Source organism: Flagellimonas maritima, from assembly GCF_003269425.1.
Lineage (GTDB): Bacteria > Bacteroidota > Bacteroidia > Flavobacteriales > Flavobacteriaceae > Flagellimonas > Flagellimonas maritima.
Map to the genome: position 1 here is coordinate 31,027 of NZ_CP030104.1, position 19,634 is coordinate 50,660.

General features: G+C 40.2%; 14 protein-coding genes. 1 reads left to right on the plus strand and 13 read right to left on the minus strand.

Going from position 1 to position 19,634, the window contains the following annotated elements:
* Nucleotides 1-3: 3 nt before the first annotated feature.
* From HME9304_RS00140 to rpsF, 9 genes are all read right to left on the minus strand, one after another.
* The gene (locus HME9304_RS00140; protein WP_112376658.1) at nt 4-4,797 is read right to left on the minus strand and encodes a hypothetical protein; all 4,794 of its coding nucleotides are present in this window, start codon (nt 4,795-4,797) and stop codon (nt 4-6) included.
* Nucleotides 4,798-5,170: 373 nt separating this feature from the next.
* Complete coding sequence (locus HME9304_RS00145) at nt 5,171-6,127, minus strand: SH3 domain-containing protein (protein ID WP_112376659.1); 957 nt, start codon at nt 6,125-6,127, stop codon at nt 5,171-5,173.
* Nucleotides 6,128-6,137: 10 nt separating this feature from the next.
* Nucleotides 6,138-6,368: a hypothetical protein gene (locus tag HME9304_RS00150; RefSeq protein ID WP_112376660.1), complete on the minus strand. Its 231-nt coding sequence runs from the start codon at nt 6,366-6,368 to the stop codon at nt 6,138-6,140.
* A gap of 96 nt (nt 6,369-6,464) precedes the next feature.
* Nucleotides 6,465-7,361, minus strand: coding sequence for an SH3 domain-containing protein (locus HME9304_RS00155; protein WP_164674692.1), 897 nt, complete (start codon nt 7,359-7,361; stop codon nt 6,465-6,467).
* A gap of 20 nt (nt 7,362-7,381) precedes the next feature.
* On the minus strand, nt 7,382-10,498 hold the full coding sequence (locus HME9304_RS00160; RefSeq protein WP_164674694.1) for a C39 family peptidase: 3,117 nt from the start codon (nt 10,496-10,498) through the stop codon (nt 7,382-7,384).
* 13 nt (nt 10,499-10,511) lie between these two features.
* Nucleotides 10,512-12,521, minus strand: a complete 2,010-nt coding sequence (locus HME9304_RS00165; RefSeq protein WP_112376663.1) for a porin family protein — start codon at nt 12,519-12,521, stop codon at nt 10,512-10,514.
* A gap of 303 nt (nt 12,522-12,824) precedes the next feature.
* The gene (rplI, locus tag HME9304_RS00170) at nt 12,825-13,277 is read right to left on the minus strand and encodes a 50S ribosomal protein L9 (protein WP_112376664.1); all 453 of its coding nucleotides are present in this window, start codon (nt 13,275-13,277) and stop codon (nt 12,825-12,827) included.
* Nucleotides 13,278-13,289: 12 nt separating this feature from the next.
* The gene (gene rpsR / locus HME9304_RS00175; protein ID WP_055392375.1) at nt 13,290-13,586 is read right to left on the minus strand and encodes a 30S ribosomal protein S18; all 297 of its coding nucleotides are present in this window, start codon (nt 13,584-13,586) and stop codon (nt 13,290-13,292) included.
* A gap of 3 nt (nt 13,587-13,589) precedes the next feature.
* Nucleotides 13,590-13,928, minus strand: coding sequence for a 30S ribosomal protein S6 (gene rpsF / locus HME9304_RS00180; protein ID WP_055392374.1), 339 nt, complete (start codon nt 13,926-13,928; stop codon nt 13,590-13,592).
* A gap of 236 nt (nt 13,929-14,164) precedes the next feature.
* Here rpsF and HME9304_RS00185 point away from each other — a divergent pair, with 236 nt between their 5' ends.
* The gene (locus HME9304_RS00185; protein ID WP_109662642.1) at nt 14,165-14,857 is read left to right on the plus strand and encodes a LytR/AlgR family response regulator transcription factor; all 693 of its coding nucleotides are present in this window, start codon (nt 14,165-14,167) and stop codon (nt 14,855-14,857) included.
* On the opposite strand, the gene priA is transcribed toward HME9304_RS00185, so the two are convergent.
* The 4 genes from priA to nadC are packed head-to-tail and all read right to left on the minus strand — an operon-like array spanning nt 14,858 to nt 19,580.
* A complete protein-coding gene (priA, locus tag HME9304_RS00190) occupies nt 14,858-17,314 on the minus strand; it encodes a replication restart helicase PriA (RefSeq protein WP_112376665.1) in 2,457 nt (818 codons plus the stop codon).
* 4 nt (nt 17,315-17,318) lie between these two features.
* The gene (locus tag HME9304_RS00195; RefSeq protein ID WP_112376666.1) at nt 17,319-17,768 is read right to left on the minus strand and encodes a DUF2147 domain-containing protein; all 450 of its coding nucleotides are present in this window, start codon (nt 17,766-17,768) and stop codon (nt 17,319-17,321) included.
* Nucleotides 17,746-18,723, minus strand: coding sequence for a YihY/virulence factor BrkB family protein (locus tag HME9304_RS00200; RefSeq protein WP_112376667.1), 978 nt, complete (start codon nt 18,721-18,723; stop codon nt 17,746-17,748). Before HME9304_RS00200 ends, HME9304_RS00195 begins: the two co-directional genes overlap by 23 nt.
* Complete coding sequence (gene nadC / locus HME9304_RS00205; protein ID WP_112376668.1) at nt 18,723-19,580, minus strand: carboxylating nicotinate-nucleotide diphosphorylase; 858 nt, start codon at nt 19,578-19,580, stop codon at nt 18,723-18,725. The genes HME9304_RS00200 and nadC overlap by 1 nt, the downstream gene beginning before the upstream one ends.
* Nucleotides 19,581-19,634: the final 54 nt, after the last annotated feature.

Here is a 19,634-nt window from a genome sequence, read left to right on the forward strand (position 1 = left end):
CCCCTATAGCGAATTTTTGTAATTTATGTTCTCTGAATTTCCTGAAGTCTTATTTGGCAGTACATAGCTGAAACGGACTCGATAATTTTCCTTTCTCATAAATGGAAAGCGACCAAAGATGATATACTCATACGTATCATACTTTGCTTGATTTGTAATGCCATTCCTCATATAGCGATTGGTAACCTGGTATTGCAGATCCTTAAAATCTGTGTAAAAAGCTATGGGAAGATGCCAACGATAGGGGAAATAAGTTTTGACAAAATTATTTTCTACATCTGCAAGTACGTAGTTTACATAATTTGAACTCAACTGGATTGATTTTTTTGGAGGCATCCCAAGAATGGATGCATTTCTTTGTACCCTTAGATTGTTGTCCAAAGGGTACTCTTCATATACCAAAGGATAAATATCCTTTATATAATATTGGTCGTTGAGTACTGCGCTAACATCAATTAACGGCTTATCTTGGGTAAAGGCGCTACCTACAAGTTCCACTGTACTAAAGGGCTCATATTCCTCCATAATCAAAGACATTCTGGCAACATTGGCTATCGCTCCAGAGTCTTGGTACCCGTCCAAATAGGTAATGGTATTGTTCACACGTAGTGCATTCATCTTTTGTCGAAACGTATCGTGACGGCTTGTGGTAAAAGGGAAGTCCAACCGTGAAATGAAAGCTCCATTTGCCGCACTTCCCACAATGGTATTCGTGGAGATTTCCAAATCCTCCTGTATTTCGTTGAACTGGGTCGAAGTCATCACCAAGCTTTCGTCAACGTCACTTGGATTCAAGGTGACCAATGCATAGGTATATGTAGTTTCATTCTCAAGGTTCGGAATGGAAAAATTCAATCTCTTTTGCGATGCCACATATTGGAAATCCGCTTTGATCTTATTCCCTGACTCGTTCAAAAAATACAGTTTATCCTTATAGCCATTTCCAAATAAATAGGCCTGTCCCATATTCAACTGTACATAACCTGTAGTGCTTTCTTTTGGCAACATATACTTCTGGTCCACTACGGGATACATGTACTCAATATTATGGTATGGAATGTTACGGGGCGCATCAGCTGTAACAAACCTTACCTCCTTTTCTTCAAATACAGGTTTTCCGTTATCGGTCACAGCCATCCAGCTACTGCCCGACCACTTCTCAAAAGAAACTTTTACCATCACACGGATTTCCTGTTCTGGTGGCAGTATCTCAAACGACTTGAAGATAGCAAGGTCTTTGGTCTCATTGAACTCGGTTTCCCCTTGAATAGGGTTGCCTTCAGAGGTTACAAGAAATTCCTTTAAATTCATGCGGTAGCTTTGCCTATCCGTTTCATCCTCAATTTGCATAATACTTCCAACAGGAGCGTTAAAAGCTACTTGAACTGCTTCAAAAACGTCCACATCCTCGAATCCGTCACGCGGCGATATATCCGAAATCATAATAATATCCTGCAACCCACTTTTACCGACAATTTCACATTCCTCGCCAATAACTACTTTTAGCCGGGAGCGGATACGCACTACCCCAAGTACCCTAACATCCACTCCGGCGTACCCTTTCATGTACCACGGGTTTGGTAATTGTGCTTGTGCCAATACCGCAATGCCAGCTTTTAGGATACGAACGCGCTTTCGCATACCGAACAGCTTGATCTGTGCTCCGATTTCTCCTTGGAGATAAGCATACAACTGTCCCGTTGCGTACCAACCGTCCATTCCAAGCGGCCCAGATTTTCCTAAACAATGGGCATCGCCAAAATCACGCATCATTAAGTCAAAACCTACACCTGCACGGATACTGGCGTAAATAATGCCCCAATCGATTTCTTTCCCTACTTCAAATGAAGCTCCGAACACATATCCCGCACCTTCGGCCAATTGTTGGTTAAAGTTTCTATTAAAGGACAGATCATCTTCACTAAGGTTCAATATTTCAATGACGTTATGGGGAGGCCTTGCGGGGTCGGGCAGAATCGTCCCTGTCATAAAATACATATCGATCTTGGCTGTCAATGGTCCTATGGGAATGCCCTGTAAGCCAAAACGTTTGGTGGGGGTACCTACATAAATGTACCAATCGTCCGGTGCGTTATAAAATTCCAGATAGCCCAAACGATTTTTCTCACCTGCCCCTTTAATAGGCCCAGCATTCAAAAATACATCGCACATGCCCCAATATGTATGGTTTGTAAAGTCAAAATCGATGGCAACCTGTGCCGCAAAAAGTTCATCGCCCGTTAAAATCTGTGGGAAGACCTCATCGGCAAAATACTTTATCCCTTCTTTATCGATGGAGAGTTCATGGAAATTCCCAAGTGCTTGTTCGCTATCGGAAACGGTCTGTTGCATATCGTCCACGCTGCCAAAGGGATCTCTCGTTCTTCCACCTCCCTGAATCAAGGCGGCAGCTCCATAAAATCCTAACCTGCTAATGCCCCCTCCATTTTCTTGGGAATTAAAACTCATTTCCAGAGCGACCAAACCTGTAAAGGAAGCTCCACGTTTTACTTCAAAAGCGGCAAGTGCCTTAAAACCTAAGGATACATTTTTGTCTGGGGCGTAGTAAATACCGGACATTGTATCTGCCCGTTCGTCCATACCTGCCTTTCGCATATGGTGGTAAACTCCACCGCCAATATCATAGATAGTAAAATTGGGATTGTTGGAACGTGTTGGTCTGCCATGCGCATCGACCAACCAATAGCGATAGCCATCAGTGCTCCCGAAAATGCCCTTTGCTCCCACTTCAATTCCAATGCTTTCAGAATAGAGGTTCAATTCACCAGCAAAACCTTTTCCATAAATCGTATTGTCCCTAAAAAAGTCCAAGTGTCCATAAAACTCAAATCCTTTTCTTTTTACATCAACTTCCACGGAGCTGACTTCTATCTTTTTATAGCGCCATTTTAGATAATCCCCGTCTTGAAGTTCACCAATGACATTAAGGCCCACATCGCCTTTGATACCTGTTTTATCAAGATTGATATAGCTGTTGAATGCCAGTATCGCTTGGTCTTGATTTTCAGTTCTTATTGATATTTCGTAGAATCCCAATTCAAAACCTGCTAATTTGGGAGTGGTAATCGAATCACGATAACCTGCATAACCAATTGAGAGATAAGGACGCTCACGGGTCTGGATTTTGAAATCTTGAAAGGATAAACCCTCAAATTCCAAAGATTCAATACCATTTTCCGAAGAAAGTGAAGAACTTGAGGTCTGATTCAATGTATTTTCCTGTTCATCAGTAAAAGACATCATGCCCGTAAGGTTCGCTTCTGGATAAAACCGATCGTTTTCTACTTCGAGCTTAATGTAAGAATCGCGGAAAAGCTTGGCCTTTGACCTAAAAATATTGAAATCGACATCTTCCACTACATCCACCGTTACGGAATAGAATTGATCTGCGGTAATCAGGCCTCGATAGGCAAGTTTTCCCCCTGAAACTTTTCCGTTGCTTATGGGCAATACGATCTCGCCATTGAAACCTGCTTTAATGAATCGGTTCACCTTTAAATCGACCCCAATGGAGTCCAAGGAAAATTGCCATTTGCTGGCATCCCCTTCATTCAGATTCATTACATTCATGGCATAAAAATCTCCGGATACGCCAAAATTGTCGATTAAAAGTTCCCGAGCACCGATGGTTATGCGTTCTTCTGAGTTTCTTTTCTTAAACTCCGGCGGCAAGGTAATTGAGACCTCATCTGCATAAAAACCACGCCATAGGTTCTCGTTGTCAGGTACCAAAAGCTGTTGCGTAGTATAAAGTTTTGGAAATTCCAGTCCTTCCGCATTTTTGGTATCGCTCAGGTCCAAAATGGCATTCTGAATGTTGAATCCCCACTTGGGAAGTGCCCGTAATTCAAAGTACGGCAAGTCAAGTTCAATCAACAAATCATTGATGCCCGCGGTCTGTAGACTGAAATTGGTCCCGACGTAGCTATCGTTGTTGATGACGTTTTCTCCCGTTCCAGGAGTCGTTTTTCCCGGATACTTCAAAGTACCATCTGCGTTCAACGGTAGCGCTACGGTTTTGGCTATACGAACATCGGCGGCTAACCCAAGTTCTTTAATCTTCCCTTCGCAATCTATGGTCACATATGTGGATTCATCGGCACCGCCCTGTTTGTCCATGCCGCCCAAAAAGGTCACCAACCATTGTCCTCCATTTAATCCTACCGGAACATTGGACAAGAGTGACAGCTGGGCTTCCTCGTAGATGCCTCCCTGACGTGATATTCGTACCCCGTTGGCCCCAAACATTAACTCCACATTTAGCTCAGCAAGTTGCAAACGGGCAAAAAGGTCTACTTCGGTGTAGTCTTTGTGGTATTTCATACGGATGACCCCCAATGTCAATGATGATCCAGAAGACAATTCTTGCCGTACTCCTACAGGAAGTTCAATTGCAATATTTCCTGTAATAATATTGATAAAACGTTGTTCCCTTTCTATGATATCAAAAACCTCCGCTGCCGCGGCAAGGGTTGTATTGGTCTCTGCGCTGTTCTGAAATTGTTGGCGGACATAGTCCTCGGTAAACTCCGCCAAATTATCCGAAAAGTTATAATGAAACGATGGTGCTGTTTCGTCAAGTTCAGGGAAACTCCTAAAAACTTTGGATACTTCAGGTGTGAGAGAGGCTTTGTAAGTTCCTTTTTCCTTTTCCCATTTTTTCCAAAGGTCTTGAACAGTGGTATTTGGTTCTGCTACGGATTTCTTATGAACAACCGAATCTTTTACTACAAGGCTGTCCGTTGAGATTTCCTTTTTATGCGTATTACCAAACATGCAAATAATACTGAAAAGGAAGAATAAGCAATAAAACTTTTTTTGAACTGTTTTCGGTCGTAAAGAGTTTTTCACTGATCGTTTTGGTTTTCCAAGTTCATTCTCTCCTATTTCCTTTAATTGATATTGGGAGAAGTAAATTATTTTTGAAATAATCCATGTAATAAAAGGATTACGGTGAACAAATGACCAGCGGAATTTACGGATGCCCGTTTTGAATTGACGGATTGGGTATAAGAATGTTTTTTATAGACTCTTACCTAGGAAAAGTCAGTAATTCATTAGTAACCTTTATCCTCGACCATGATAGTGACTAGTACAATAACCCCCTGCTAAGAATTGCTTTACTTGATACTGTTCGGGAAGAAGGTCTTTATTCTCCATCTCCTTTCACAATTCTTGATTTATGCATATAACCTTCTCTTCCTTCTAGTGTGCGCACCTTCCACCAATCTGAATTAGCATCCAGGATTTCTAACATTGCATCATTTTTAACTTGGGAAATTATTTCGGAAGATGTAGATGGCGATTCTCTCAGGTTGGTGTATCCATCAGGGTCGGACACATGGTAGCCATATTTGCTCCAAAGTGTCACGGTACCGTCTTCATAGTTTTTTCTTTCCTCGACAATTTCAAACTTTCCATCTTCCCGTATAATGACCTTCCAATATTGATCATTTAAGGTGTTTTCATAATATGAACCTACCATCTGATCGTGCAATAGAAAACCATTATCTAAAATTTTAACTGGAGCACTATAAGGTTTTGTTTCTTCAAGGATTTCCTCCAAGGTATTATCACAATACTGCCAATTAACGCCATAAGCGAACCCAAAGTGCCCAATCATTTGAAAAGACTTGTTCAGTACTATAAGGGTAGTAATGAGTAATCCCTCAGCAGGGTCAAAATAGCTATAACCAATGAGTAAATTATCATCAATTTTAATTTGGTATAGTGGATAAACATTGCCTTTAAAATCACATTCTTTTCCTGATTTCGAAAGACCTGAAACCATTAATATTCTAGAAGGTTTGTATCCTAATGGATAAACAAACTCCTTACCTTTGAGTATCGAATTCGGAACGTAAACTCTTTTCTTTTCTTTTCCTCTAGGTGTCATTACTTTGGTGGAATCTGACCACAAGTATTTTGATAATATATCTGTAGAGATTGTTTTTATTAAATCATTATGAGAAGGAATCTTCAAAATTTCATTTGTACTTGGAAAATGAGATAGGAAATCTTGCCAATTTCTATCTTGGGAGGTTCCCTTATTTTTAAATAAAGTGAAAAATATTACTATAAGTAACAATCGAAAATTTATGTTCATGATTTTGTTTTTATTGTTCTGAAAATACAACCATATATTTTATCGTAATTTGTGCAATCTCTTCCCAAGTATAAAGGTTGTCATTACCGGCCAAAGGATTCGTTGTATTACGAGTGCCCTTATCGTACCCTGTTTTGCAACTCTCCCTATCCAACATACATGCCAAAGGGCAATGGCCATTGGGGTCATCAATCCATAACCCCTTTTCATCTATTCCTTGGATCCTAACAATGTGATCCATACAACCAGGATAGAGTGAAAGACTAATGCTATTACCCTTTTCAAGTTCAGGTTTTATCAACTTTTCTAAGACACTCTTTTCCGAAGTTCCTAGTTCTTATTTCTCTTTCATTGCTATTCTACTCTTATGCACATATCCAATATTTCCACTTTTGCTGATTACTTTCCACCAGTTTTTTGAAATATCGATTACTGTTAATTGTTGATTGGCTGGAATTTCCTCCAAAACACTACTTTGTGTAGTTGAGTTCTCTCTTAGGTTAGTAAAGCCATCAGGGTCATTGATATAAAAATCATAGACACTTCTAATTTCCAAATAATCGTCTTCTACTGGGATGCTCCCCTCTACTTGGGTTGACCAATCACTGACCATCCAAACCACATGCAGCATACCATCTTCCCTTATTTTCACGAGCCATTTTTCATCACTCATATTTGGGTTTATTAGGCTCTCTGCTAAGATATTCCTAACCAAAAAATGGTTTTCATCGATTACTTGTGGGTATACCAAATTCCGTACACGCTCATGTGGTGGGGCATATTTAAAAGCTAAACCAGATACATGTTCTCTCTTGTTGTTGAAAATATGAAAGTTAAAATTATAGCCCTCCAATCTAAAGTATTCAGATTCAATAAGATATATCAAAATAAACCCGAATTCAGTAGTGATTTTTGCTATAGGATAAGTAGGGTCTCCTTCATAAAGTGAACCAAAAATTGGAGAATAATCCTGCTTATCTATTAATAAAAAATCAATGTCAATTGGGGATTTAGTTTTTCTATCCGGTTTCTTCCAAACTATTTTGTTAATAAGCATTGGAGCTATGGTATCAGTACTCCCATGATATTTCTTAAAAAGGAAATCCAACGAATCTAAGCTGTAAATTGTCTTTTCTGGGAAATGATTTAAAAAATCATCCCATTCTTGGTCACTCTGAGCTTTACATGAAACCAATATGCTAAAAACACTGATTACAAATAATTTATATCTCATTTTATACATCATTTTTTACTTTATTCATTAAAAACTACCATATACTTTAAAGTTATTTGCGTCAACACCTCCCAAGTATATGATACATCATTACCATAATAATTTGATGAATTGTTTCTATCGCCTTTCTCTTTATATGAGTCATCTTCACAAGATTCTCTCATGGTGATACATTCCAAAGGACAGTTTCCATAAGGATCATCAATTACAAGACCTGTTAATGTAACTTCTTGAACCCTCACAATATGGCCTTTACAGTTTGGAAATAGTGATAATGAAATACTACTTCCCATTTCCAAAACGGGCAACATTAAATTGGTCAAATAATCTTTAAGTTCTGTCTCAGTTTTATCATTTCCATCATACAATTCAATAAAATCTTCCTTTTTGTTCGATTTAATATCATAATCAGCAGCTAACTTTCTCCATGTTTTTACTTTAGTTATTTCCTTCTTTTCGGCTTTGAGTAACAAATTGTCAGGTAATCTCATATTATCTGCTCCCTTCCCCATAAAATTAAGGTTCATGGCCAATGAGGTTATATTGCAGCTCCTGTGTTTGTTGGACATGTTATCAAGTTGACTATAGTAGGGCACATGCCGCTGCAGTTCCAAATAGGCTTCGGCACGTTCATCTTCGGGCAGGTTGGCAATCATTGCCCGGTACGCCCCTATATCAACGGCCATAAGCTCTTCATGTCCATAAAGTTCATCCAAGATTTGCTGTTGGGTCAAATTTCGCACAAGAATATTAGGTTTATACAATTTTAATACCCCGAACCATTTTAAGATGCTTTCAAAATCTTCATCATTATTGTCCATCAACTGTACCATAAAGGTAACTTCTTGGTTTTCATTTAAAAAAGCCAATACCAACGAGTTGGCAACTTCAATCACCTTTATGTGATTGTTGTATTCTTCTGAACTTACCAATTCACAATAATCTTCGGACTCCAGTTTAAACACTTGCGGTATTGTTTTTGGGGTATATAGCGCCAAACCATGAGTCTTCCCTTTCATTTCATAGGTTCCTAAATAAATTCCCTTTTGTTGAAGACCGGGATGTAAATTATAGACCTCTTTTTTTGGGGCTTTACGAATGGTCTCAAACAATCTATCAAACAATATTCTTCCCCGTTTCTTACTAAATTGGGCATCCGCTCGTACCGACCAATCTTGGATTGCATTAATTTCAATATTTGAAGTTGTCACATTCTGGGATTCATCCAACCAATTTTCAAAATTATCCTTAACGATATTAAATACTTCTCCATTTGATGTTATATCAAAAATTTTGTCTCTTGACATCGTGTTTATATCCAATAGTTTCTCCAAGGTACATCTTGTCAAATGATCTTCTTCGCTAAAATTGGAAACTAAATTCTGTTTTATCACCTCGTCCCGTTCCCCATTAGCTATTTTTTCTTTTTCAGCTATTATAGCTTCTTCAACTTTTCCTCTATCGGAAATAAAGTTTCGTATATTTTCTTCCTGTTCATCGGTCAAACCGTTATTAGGGTCGTCCAAATTGATTTGCAAAATTTCAATTGCTGCATCCACTTGTCTATTAAGCTCCCTATCATCTTTTATTGTAGCAACAATTTGGTCCAGTTCATCGGAAAGGGCTTCAAATAAATCCCCAATGGCCCCGCCCAATTCCCCAACCGTCTCCACCACATCCCCCGTATCCAGAATATTCCCCATAGTGGGGTCGTACTCGGTCACCACGGTGCCCTGCAAGAGCTGGCGGTCGGTGTTCAGGAGGATATTGTCAAAATGCACCGCCAGCTTTACATTGCCCAGATAGGGAATGCGAACATGGCCCTTGCCGCTGTAGTAGCCCTCGCCCCCGTTCACCTGGGTCGTTGTTACGGTAAAGTCGCCCGCAACGAACTGCTCTCCCGGGGAAAGGTTGGACAAGGGCTCTTGGTTCTGTACGTCGATGTTCGGCGATATGCCGCATCGGTACAGGTCTTCCGTTTCGGTCTCCATGGCGGTGGTGAGCTCCCGCACCGTGCTCCAGCCGCTCTCCCCCAGCCCGCAGTCCTTCTTCAGCTGGTACTCGTAGGGCGTTCCCGCCCTCAGGTCCCAGAGCGTGGTCCAGTTGGCGGTGGTGCGGTTGATGAACCAAGCGTTCCCCGCGCCCTTTTGCCGGTAGCGAACGGTGAACTCGGGCACCGTGGTAGTGGGGTCGTCCCAAAGGATGTTGGCCTGTGCGCTGCCGCGCACCTCGTGCCTCAGGTTGGGCGGCACCTCGCAGGGCGATATGTGCACAAAGGAGAAGATCTCGCTATGGCCCTGGTTCTCGAACGGCCCCACACCCTCGGCCCCGTCCACGGCCTTGGCCCGTACCCGCCAGGCATAGGCACGGTCGGGAAGCAATATGGGGTCGGCGGGGCCGTAGAGATAGCTGGTGGCCGTGGTGGTCGCCTGAAAAAGTGGCGGAGCGGACAAAAAGGCGGCCTGCGGGTCTATGGTACCGTCCCAGATCTCCACCAGGCTGAGCTCGTACTCCACGTTGGTGATGTTGAGCTGTCTGGGCGTCCATTGGAACACGATGTTCTGCGGGTTCGTCTCGTCCACCTGTGCCCCGTTGGCGGGCAGCACCAAAAAGGGCGGCCGGTTCTGGAACAGGAACACATTGGTGCAGGAACGCGCCGAGAGGCGCTTGCCCGTCAGCACATCGAAGGCCTCCAAACAGATCTGGTAGGAGCCCTCGGGCAGCGGGCGGCCGTAGACCGTTGGGGAAATGCCCGTAACGTTCGCTATTTCAAAATATGGGGCGAGCTCCGGGGCGCCTAGCGCCAGGGGGATACCGCCGTCCAGAAAGAAGGGGCCCGCACCTATGGGGTTCGGCACACTCTGAAAATCGATTCCGCCACCCTCAAAGGACATCCGCAGTTGTACTTCCCGCCCGGTGATGTTGAGGTCGTTGAGCGCCAGTATTGCCAGCAGGGGGCCGTTGGCCTGGGCGGCATCGGCATAGGACGACAGTTGCGTGGGCGATGCGCCCACATTCCTAACCGCTATGTTGACAGGGAACGATTGGGCACTCAACGTTTCCATTGTCAAGAGTACAAAGATTGCCATCAAAAGTATTGACAGCTGAGTTTTTAAGGATATTCCTCGATTTTCCATAGTCATATCATTTTTAATCTTGTTCTTTGGTTTCCGTGTATTTGGTAAGGGCATCTAGAAAAGCGATTGCCTTGATCTCAAAAATTTCATGGTCCTCTTCCAAATTCACCTCCCTCAATAGTTCGAGCAAAGCTTCACGATGGTCAACATTGCCAATCTTATCTTTCTTGGTCTCCCAGACATTGGTCAATTGTGCCCCAATTTGTAAAGGACTGCCCCTGTATACCGTTCCTTGGTGACGGAAGTCCAGTTGCCCCGCACCAACACGGGTCACAGGATTATTCAGATTGTTCTTTTCTTGTTTTTTATTGGAAAAACTATAGGTATAGCCCACAGTTACCGTGATATCCGTTTGATTGTTTCCCGTACCACTGCGCAGCAATGAAATCATGTTGCAACGCACTATATGGTTTTCAGCTGGGGCATAGTTGCCCCCAAGTCGAACATTAAAGTTTGACCTTGCCGTTTCTTCCGATGAGATTGTGGTGTTGTACGATGTGGATAGATTGGTCCGAAGCTTCTTCTCAAAGATTTGTTTGGTAATTCCCAGGGTCGGGCCTAGAATCCATTGGCTTTCCGATAGACCGATGGTATTGTACGATACATTGGTCGATGGAGTAATGACCAGGGCACGTTCGGGATATCCCAAGGAAAGCGCAACGGATCCGTTGTAAAAAGAATTGTCTCCCCCTAGCGCTTCCTGCCCTTCTTGTTCATTTTTGGATTGCTGGTACATAAGATTGACATTGAGGCTCTGCTGTTTTTTTTCCGATTTTTGAAAAATATAGTTGATGCCCAAATTGGCATTTTGGGAAACCTGCCGATAGTTCAGGGTATCGAGCGTTTCAAATTCATTCGCTTGATTGATATAGTCGAACTGGTCACGTACATTGGTGAAAGATTGAAAATTTGAATACGACCCATTAAGATTCAACTTTTCCGAAGCGGTGTAGCTCAAGTTCAATGCACTGACCAACCGCTTCATCTCCGCAACTTTGGTATCGTCCAGATTGTCACGCTGCAACCCTACATTTACCCCAATATTGACCTTATTGTTGAAGATGGTCTGGTTACCGTTAACAGTGATATTTTCCAGATCGTTATTAAAAAAATAGGCTCCAAACGTTCTGTAGTTGGGGTCGACGCGTTCATAACCCAATCCCAAAGAGCCATTTTCCGTAGGATAGTTGATTGCAGCATTGAACGCATTGTAATATTGCGTGCTTATATTTTCATCCATCAAAAAAGAAAAAAGACCTGGGCTGCTTCGGGCTTCCTCCAACCGAATGTCTTCTGTAATTCCTGATAAAGCATATTCAAACCGTAATTGTGCTTTGTCCCAAAAATCGATTTCCGAGTTCAGTGAAATGACCACGTTATCGGCAGGAACGACGCCAACATCCAAAGGAATTATGTTTTGTAGTGAATTTTCATGGTCATTGGCTTTAAAAAGAGACAATCCCAATAAAATACGCTCAAATTTATAGGAAGCATTCAATCCATACCCAATGCGCTTATAGGCCACCAAAGCTTCGGATGTTTCTGAATCATATTCCGTGGCCTTGAGAAAACGACCGTACATCATGGCAATCTTGAACGGTCCGTTGGGAGCCAGCTCCAATCCAAAACCATCAAATTGATGACCGCTTAAACTATACGGGGAAAACGCCATGTTTATGCTGCCAATATGCGCCGTAATCCATTTATAGGATGGACTAAGGCTAAGCCTATTGAAATTAAACGGATTGGGAACATTGAATTCTTGATTGGAGTAAACAAAGGACAAGGGCACATTGTATGCATCTGCAATATTCAGGTTGAGATTGCCAGAAAGTACGTAGGTCAAATCTTGTCGATTGGCAGTGCCGTTATAGAAGACCGTATTCGCCGATATTCCCCCCGAATAATGGAAAAGTCCATTTTTTCCAATTTTATCGATTGCAATTTGTTGTGAAAAACAGAGTCCGGAGCAGAAAAGAAATAGTGGTAAAAGTCTGTACAATTTGGTCGGATATATAACCAATAATACAATTTAGGAAGGGTAGAAAAGTCCTGACTTGATGTAACCTATAAATGGCTTAACGGTTGCTGGATTTCAATTGATAGATTTTATACGACAAATCAAATCCATACTTTAGAGCATCTTTAAATCAATCAATTCAAATACGGATTTATCAATATAATACTTAAAAGCATAAACATTGATATTTGCAATGAATTTAAGGCGGTATAATCTTAAGAAATTTTAGTAATATTTATAATAGAGCAAAAAAAAAGAGCTATGCATGCATAGCTCTTAAGAATTTATAAGTTATTAATTGACCTTTTATTTATTTTCGGCAACTACCTCAAATGCGAAATCAACAATAACCTCTCTGTGCAGTCTAATTTCAGCTTCGTAAGGTCCAACTCTCTTAATCGAGCCTCCTTTAATGCTTACAAATTTTCTATCGATTTCATGACCTGCTTTATCCAAAGCGGCTGTTAAATCAATATTGGTGACAGAACCAAATAATTTATCACCTGCACCTACCTTTGCCGGAATTCTGATTTCCAATTGCTTTAAAGATTCTGCCGTTTTATTGGCCTTATCGATTACTTCCTTTTCCTTGTGGGCCCTTTGTTTCAAATTTTCGGCCAAAACCTTTTTTGCAGAAGGAGTAGCCAACGCTGCCATTCCTTTTGGAATAAGGTAATTTCTACCGTAACCATTTTTGACTGTTACGACATCATCCTTAAAGCCCAAATCCTGTATATCTTCTTTTAGAATAAGTTCCATTCTTCAGTTTTTTTATTTCAACATATCGCCAACATAGGGCATTAAGGCCAAATGACGTGCACGTTTAACGGCTTGGGCCACTTTTCTTTGATATTTTAAGGAAGTACCTGTTAACCTTCTTGGTAACAATTTCCCTTGTTCATTTACCAATTTCATCAAAAAATCAGGGTCTTTATAGTCTATGTATTTGATACCCGACTTTTTAAACCTACAGTATTTTTTTTGCTTGTTGGTTTCAATGTTCAATGGGGTCAAATATCTGATTTCCCCATCTTTCTTTGATTTTGCTTGTTGTTCTATAGATGCCATAACCTATGCCTTTGCTTTTAATTTGGTTCTTCTTCTCTCTGCCCAAGAAATAGCGTGTTTATCCAATTTAACGGTTAGAAAACGCATGATGCGCTCATCACGTCTAAATTCCAACTCGTAAGGAGAGATTACTTCACCTGGAACGGTGAATTCAAATAAGTGGTAAAATCCACTTTTTTTGTGCTGAATGGGATAGGCTAATTTTTTAAGTCCCCAGTTTTCTTTGGAGACCATTTTGCCACCATTCTTAATTAAGAAATCCTCAAATTTCTTAACTGTTTCCTCTATCTGTGTTTCAGACAGAACGGGATTCAAAATGAAAACAGTTTCGTAATGGTTCATATATTATATTTTAAAAGGAGCGCAAAATTAGTGATAATTACTTCTTCACACAAGAAAAGTAAAAAATCTTCGTTTAAAATTAATGAGTTATCAATATGAACGAACCAATTAAATACATATAACGTATATGGCAATATACACAACAAAATAGACCATGTTTACATCTTTTGTTGCAGCTAAACGCCTTTTTTGTGTAATTTGCCGATGATTTAAAACCCTACAAATCACCCCATTCTATGAAATTAAAAAGTATAATTGTAGACGACTCCTCAATGCAGCGCATGGCTGTTGCCAAATTAGTCAACAATCACCCACACCTTGCACTCGTTGCCGAATACAGCAATGCCATTGAAGCAAAAAACGGACTTAAGAACCATGATATTGATTTAATCTTTTTGGATGTTGAAATGCCAATAATCAGTGGTTTTGACCTTTTGGAGGCTCTAGAAAACCCGCCCCAGGTAATTTTAATAACAGGAAAGCCCGATTATGCATTAAAAGCTTTTGATTATGATGTAACGGACTACCTGCACAAGCCCATTACTTTGGCACGTTTTGAATCTTCTGTTAAAAGAGCAGTTGCAAAATATGAGCAAATGAACAGGGTTGATGAGGACGAAGAACACATTTTTGTAAAAAGTAACCTTAAAAAACGTAAAGTTATTTTAAATGATATTAAGTGGATCGAAGCACTCGGCGATTACATTAAATTGGTGACCGACGAAGCGAACATTGTGATTCTTTCTACCATGAAATCCTTTGAGCAGCAACTACCTGCAGAAAAATTTCTTAGAATACATAAATCCTACATTGTGAATCTGGAGAAAATTGAAAAATTCAACAGTAAAAATGTTGAAGTTGGAGGTAGGCAGATTCCTTTAAGTAGAAATAAAAAGACAGAATTGGCAGAGGCACTTGCCAATGTATAATTATATGTGGTCCACATTGTAGACCAGTCTTACACTCTTATACTTGGAAATAGCATTAAAGGATTTTTCAATTCTTTTAATGCTATTTTTTGTTTGTACGGGCGATTGGGTTTTTGGGAACTTAATTAGGATATTTTTTAAATATTCGCGCCTTATTCTAGAAACGGGCGGATATTCAGGCCCAAGAATTTGATAACCCAATACATTTCTCAAGGAGCTGGCAAACCACTGTGCAGCCTCATTTAGTTTATTATAATCCTTGTCCTTTAATGTAAGCTTGATTATCCTTACAATAGGTGGATATTTAAATTGTTCCCGTTCGTAATATTGCTCGGCAAACATTTTATCGTAATCGTTTGTAGTGACCTGTTGCAATATTTGATGGTATGGGTTATAGGTCTGTATAAGTACTTTTCCACGCTTTTTTGTTCTTCCTGCCCTACCCGCAACTTGCGTAAGTAGCTGAAAACTTCTTTCATGGGCACGATAATCGGGAAAATTCAATAATGAATCCGCATTCATGATACCGACCAAACTTACGTTTCTAAAGTCCAGCCCTTTTGTGACCATTTGCGTTCCCACTAGAATATCCATTTCCTGTTGTTCAAAAGCCGTGATTATTTTCTCGTAGGCATATTTTCCACGTGTTGTATCCAAATCCATCCTACCTACATTGGCTTGTGGAAAAAGTTGCTTCAATTCTTCTTGGATTTGCTCTGTACCAAATCCTTTTTTATCAAGCGTATTACTTCCGCAGGACAAACACGCCTGTTGCAATGCCATGTGATATCCGCAATAATGGCACCTTAGTTGGTTCCTTCCCTGGTGATAGGTTAGGCTAACATCACAATTGGGACATTGGGTTACGTTCCCACAGGTTGTACACTCTACAACTGGAGCAAAACCCCTTCGATTCTGAAAAAGTATAATTTGCTCTTCTTTCTCAAGGGTTTCGGCCATTTCATTGAACAATGTTTCAGAAAAATGACCTTTCATTCTTTTCTTTCGTGTCGCTTCCTTTATATCGACCAGTTGTATTTCCGGCATCAACACATCTCCATATCTGTATTGGATATTTGCATAGCCATATTTCCCATTTTTAACATTTTCCATACTTTCAATACTTGGCGTCGCAGAACCCAAAATACAATTGGCACTGTGATAGGAAGCCAGTACCAATGATGCATCACGGGCGTGGTACCGTGGATTGGGATCAAACTGTTTAAAGGAGTTTTCGTGTTCCTCATCAACGACTATCAATCCCAAGTTGGAAAAGGGTAGAAATATCGCAGATCGTGCACCGATAATGATTTGAGACTTTTCATTACTTTCCAGTACATTGTTCCAGACCTCCAACCGTTCATGAATACTGTATTTGGAATGATATACGGAAACCTTATGTCCAAAATAACTTTGCAAACGGTTTATCAACTGGGAGGTCAACGCAATTTCCGGTAATAAATAGAGTGCTTGCTTTCCATTTAAAAGACATTGTTCCAGTAATTTAATGTAGACCTCAGTCTTACCGGATGATGTGACACCGTGTAAAAGTGTAGGTCTTTTTTCTTTAAAATTGGCATTAATTTTTGACAATGCTTCTTCTTGATAAGCATTCAATATAATTTTTCGACTCTCACCAATAATCCCATTAAACTCCACCCTATCTTTTCTGATGAGATATTCTTCTAAAATGGATTTATCTGTAAGTGCTTTAATGACAGCTCTGGAACAGCCACTTTCATTTTCCAATTCTGATGTGGGAATTGGCTTTTTTGTAGTCGCCTGTAGCTGAAAAAGTGATAAGACCACTTGACTTTGCTTTGGTGCCCTTGAAAGGTTTACCAAGAGTTCTTCAAGCTTTGCCTCGTCTTCAAACTCCTTTCCCAACTTAATATATTTTACCAATTTTGGTTTGTACTGCTCATAGATCTCTTCTTTTTGAAGTACCACTTTTTTTTGAACCAATCCGTTGATAAGCGGTAAAACGTTTTTTTTGTCCAGTATTCCACTGATCTCCCCTATTTTTAAAGCAGTTTGGTGTTGCAATGCTTCATAAACCAAAAACTCGTTGTCATTTAATGCTAACTCATCTACCTCAATATTTTTATTGAGAAGTATCAAGGTTTCACTTTCCAACAGAAGAGCGGTCGGTAATGCGCTGCGCATTACTTCACCAAGGGTGCACATATAATATTGTGCAATCCAAATCCAATGTTTTAACTGGTATTCGTTTACGGATGGCTTTTCATCTAAAATTTGGTAAATTTCCTTTGGCTCATAAGCCTCAGGAGAATTGTTATGGACATGATGTGCTAGGGCTGTATAAATCTTGGATTTTCCGAACGGAACCGCTACGCGCATGCCAGGCTTTATATGATCTGCTTCATGCTGGGAGATGCTATAGGTAAATAGCTTTTCTAAAGGAATTGGTAATACTACATCTAAAAAATAGTGCATGGTTTCATTCTTCCAATACTCTGTGCCAAGTCTGGGTTCGGTATAAGAACGCCAAATACCCCCTTACTTTCAATCTATTTTTGTTATCGGGGTCTAACCAAACCTTTCCCCTGAACGTCATGGCTTGTTCTGGGTCAAAAAGTCGATTGCCCTTGTATTCGCCCTTGCTGTTTTTTTTGAAATCGTCCATGATCTTCATCCCAACTATGGGCTTATCCTTCAATTCTCCCTTACATTTAATACAAAGGGCATCCTCTTTTCCTTTCTCCAGAATCTTATGGATTCTAGCTTGCAGCATCCCATTTTTTTTGTACACCTCAACAATCGCTTTTTCAATTCCATTACGATCATCTATTGTCTTCCATTTTCCAAATACCGATTGGGACCAAGAGGCTTGGACCATTAACATACAAATAATAATAAGTGGTGTATTAAGCCTTTTTCTTTTTCTCATGTTTTTTCTTTAATGAATTGAGGGTTGCATTTAATTCAAATCCCAATAACAAAATATTGGAATTCAACCAGATGAATACCATTAATATCAATAATCCCCCAAGTGCCCCATAAAATTCATTGTAGCGGGCAAATTTTTCTACATATACCCCAAATAGGTATGACGTGAGCACAAACAATAAAGTGGTCATTAGAGCACCTGCTGAAAAGAATCTGGCCTGTCTACCTTCAGCCGTGCCGAAATAGTATAAAATAGCGGTGGAAAGATACGCAAGGACCATGAAAAACACCACTTTCATAGCTTGTATTTGCAAAGAATCTTCGTCCGTTGTTTCATAACCCAGTCGCCTTCCTATATAATCGCTCGTATATTCCATAACATAAAATTCAAAATACACAAATGTAACAGCCCCAATGATTAATAATATGGAAAGAATCAGCCCTACCATAAGGGCATAAGCATACTGTCTAAAAAAATTTCGGGTCAATTCTACATGATAGGAGTTTTCGAAACCTCCAAAAATTGCATTGACCCCATTGGCAACAAGAAAGATGGAAACCAAAAAAGTTGAAGATAAGAGTCCTCCGCGCTTTTGGTCTTTTATCTGTTGGTAGATATCACCAAAATAATCACTGGTAGCGGAAGGCAAAAAGGATTCTAAAAAAATCAGGAATTTAGCATCAAAGTTTTCATTTCCAATACTGGCATATGGTATTACAAATGGCAACAACGTAACCAAAAATATAATCAATGGGAACAAGGCCATAAAAAGACTGAATGCAATAGAGCTTGCTCTTGAGGATAGCGTACCTTTTACAACTCCAAATACATACATTTCCAATAAGTCATAGAGGGAAAGCCCTTCAAAAGCCCTTAATTTTATATTTTTTAAGAATCTGACCAGTTTATTGACCACAGGGATTTTTTCCAACTGTTCTTCTATGGCTTCGGACATTATACGGCCTTTAAGCTTAAATCCATATTATGGACCGAGTGGGTAAGCGCTCCGGAAGAAATGTAGTCCACGCCACATTCCGCATAGTTCCTAATTGTAGTTTCATTGATACCGCCAGAAGATTCAGTAAGACATTTATCACCAATAAGAGCAACAGCTTTTTTGGTGTCGGCATAATTGAAATTATCAAGCAGAATTCTATAAACTCCTTCGGATTTCAATATTTCTTCAACTTCATGTAAATCTCTTGCCTCAACGATAATTTTTAAGTCCCTTTTTGTATCGAGCAAATATTGTTGTGTTTTTTTTATTGCTTTTGTAATTCCTCCTGCAAAATCTATATGGTTGTCCTTGAGCATTATCATATCGTATAGGGCAAACCTATGGTTTTCCCCTCCGCCAATCTTAACTGCCCATTTTTCCAATGCCCTGATTCCAGGAGTGGTTTTTCGGGTGTCCAGAATTTTGGTATTGGTTCCTTCCAATAGTTTCACGTAGCTTTTGGTCTTTGTGGCAATGGCGCTCATTCGCTGCATGGCGTTGAGTACCAATCTTTCAGATTTTAAAATACTTTGTGAACTACCCTCAACGTAGAAACCAATATCGCCATTTTTAACAGGAGAACCATCGGAAATCAGCACTTCAATCTTAAGTTTGGCATCTACATAATGAAAAACTCGCTTAGCGAAAGCGATACCTGCAATAGTGCCCTCGTCCTTTACCAACAATTTGGCTTTCCCGCTAGCAGAAATGGGTATGCATGCCAAAGAACTATGGTCGCCATCCCCTACATCCTCCCTAATGGCATTGGCTATGATTAACTGGAGCTCTTTTTGAAACTGATCTTGGGCAATCATTTAAAAGGGGTTTTGACGAAATTACTAAAAACATTGATTTCTGTGTAGGCTATG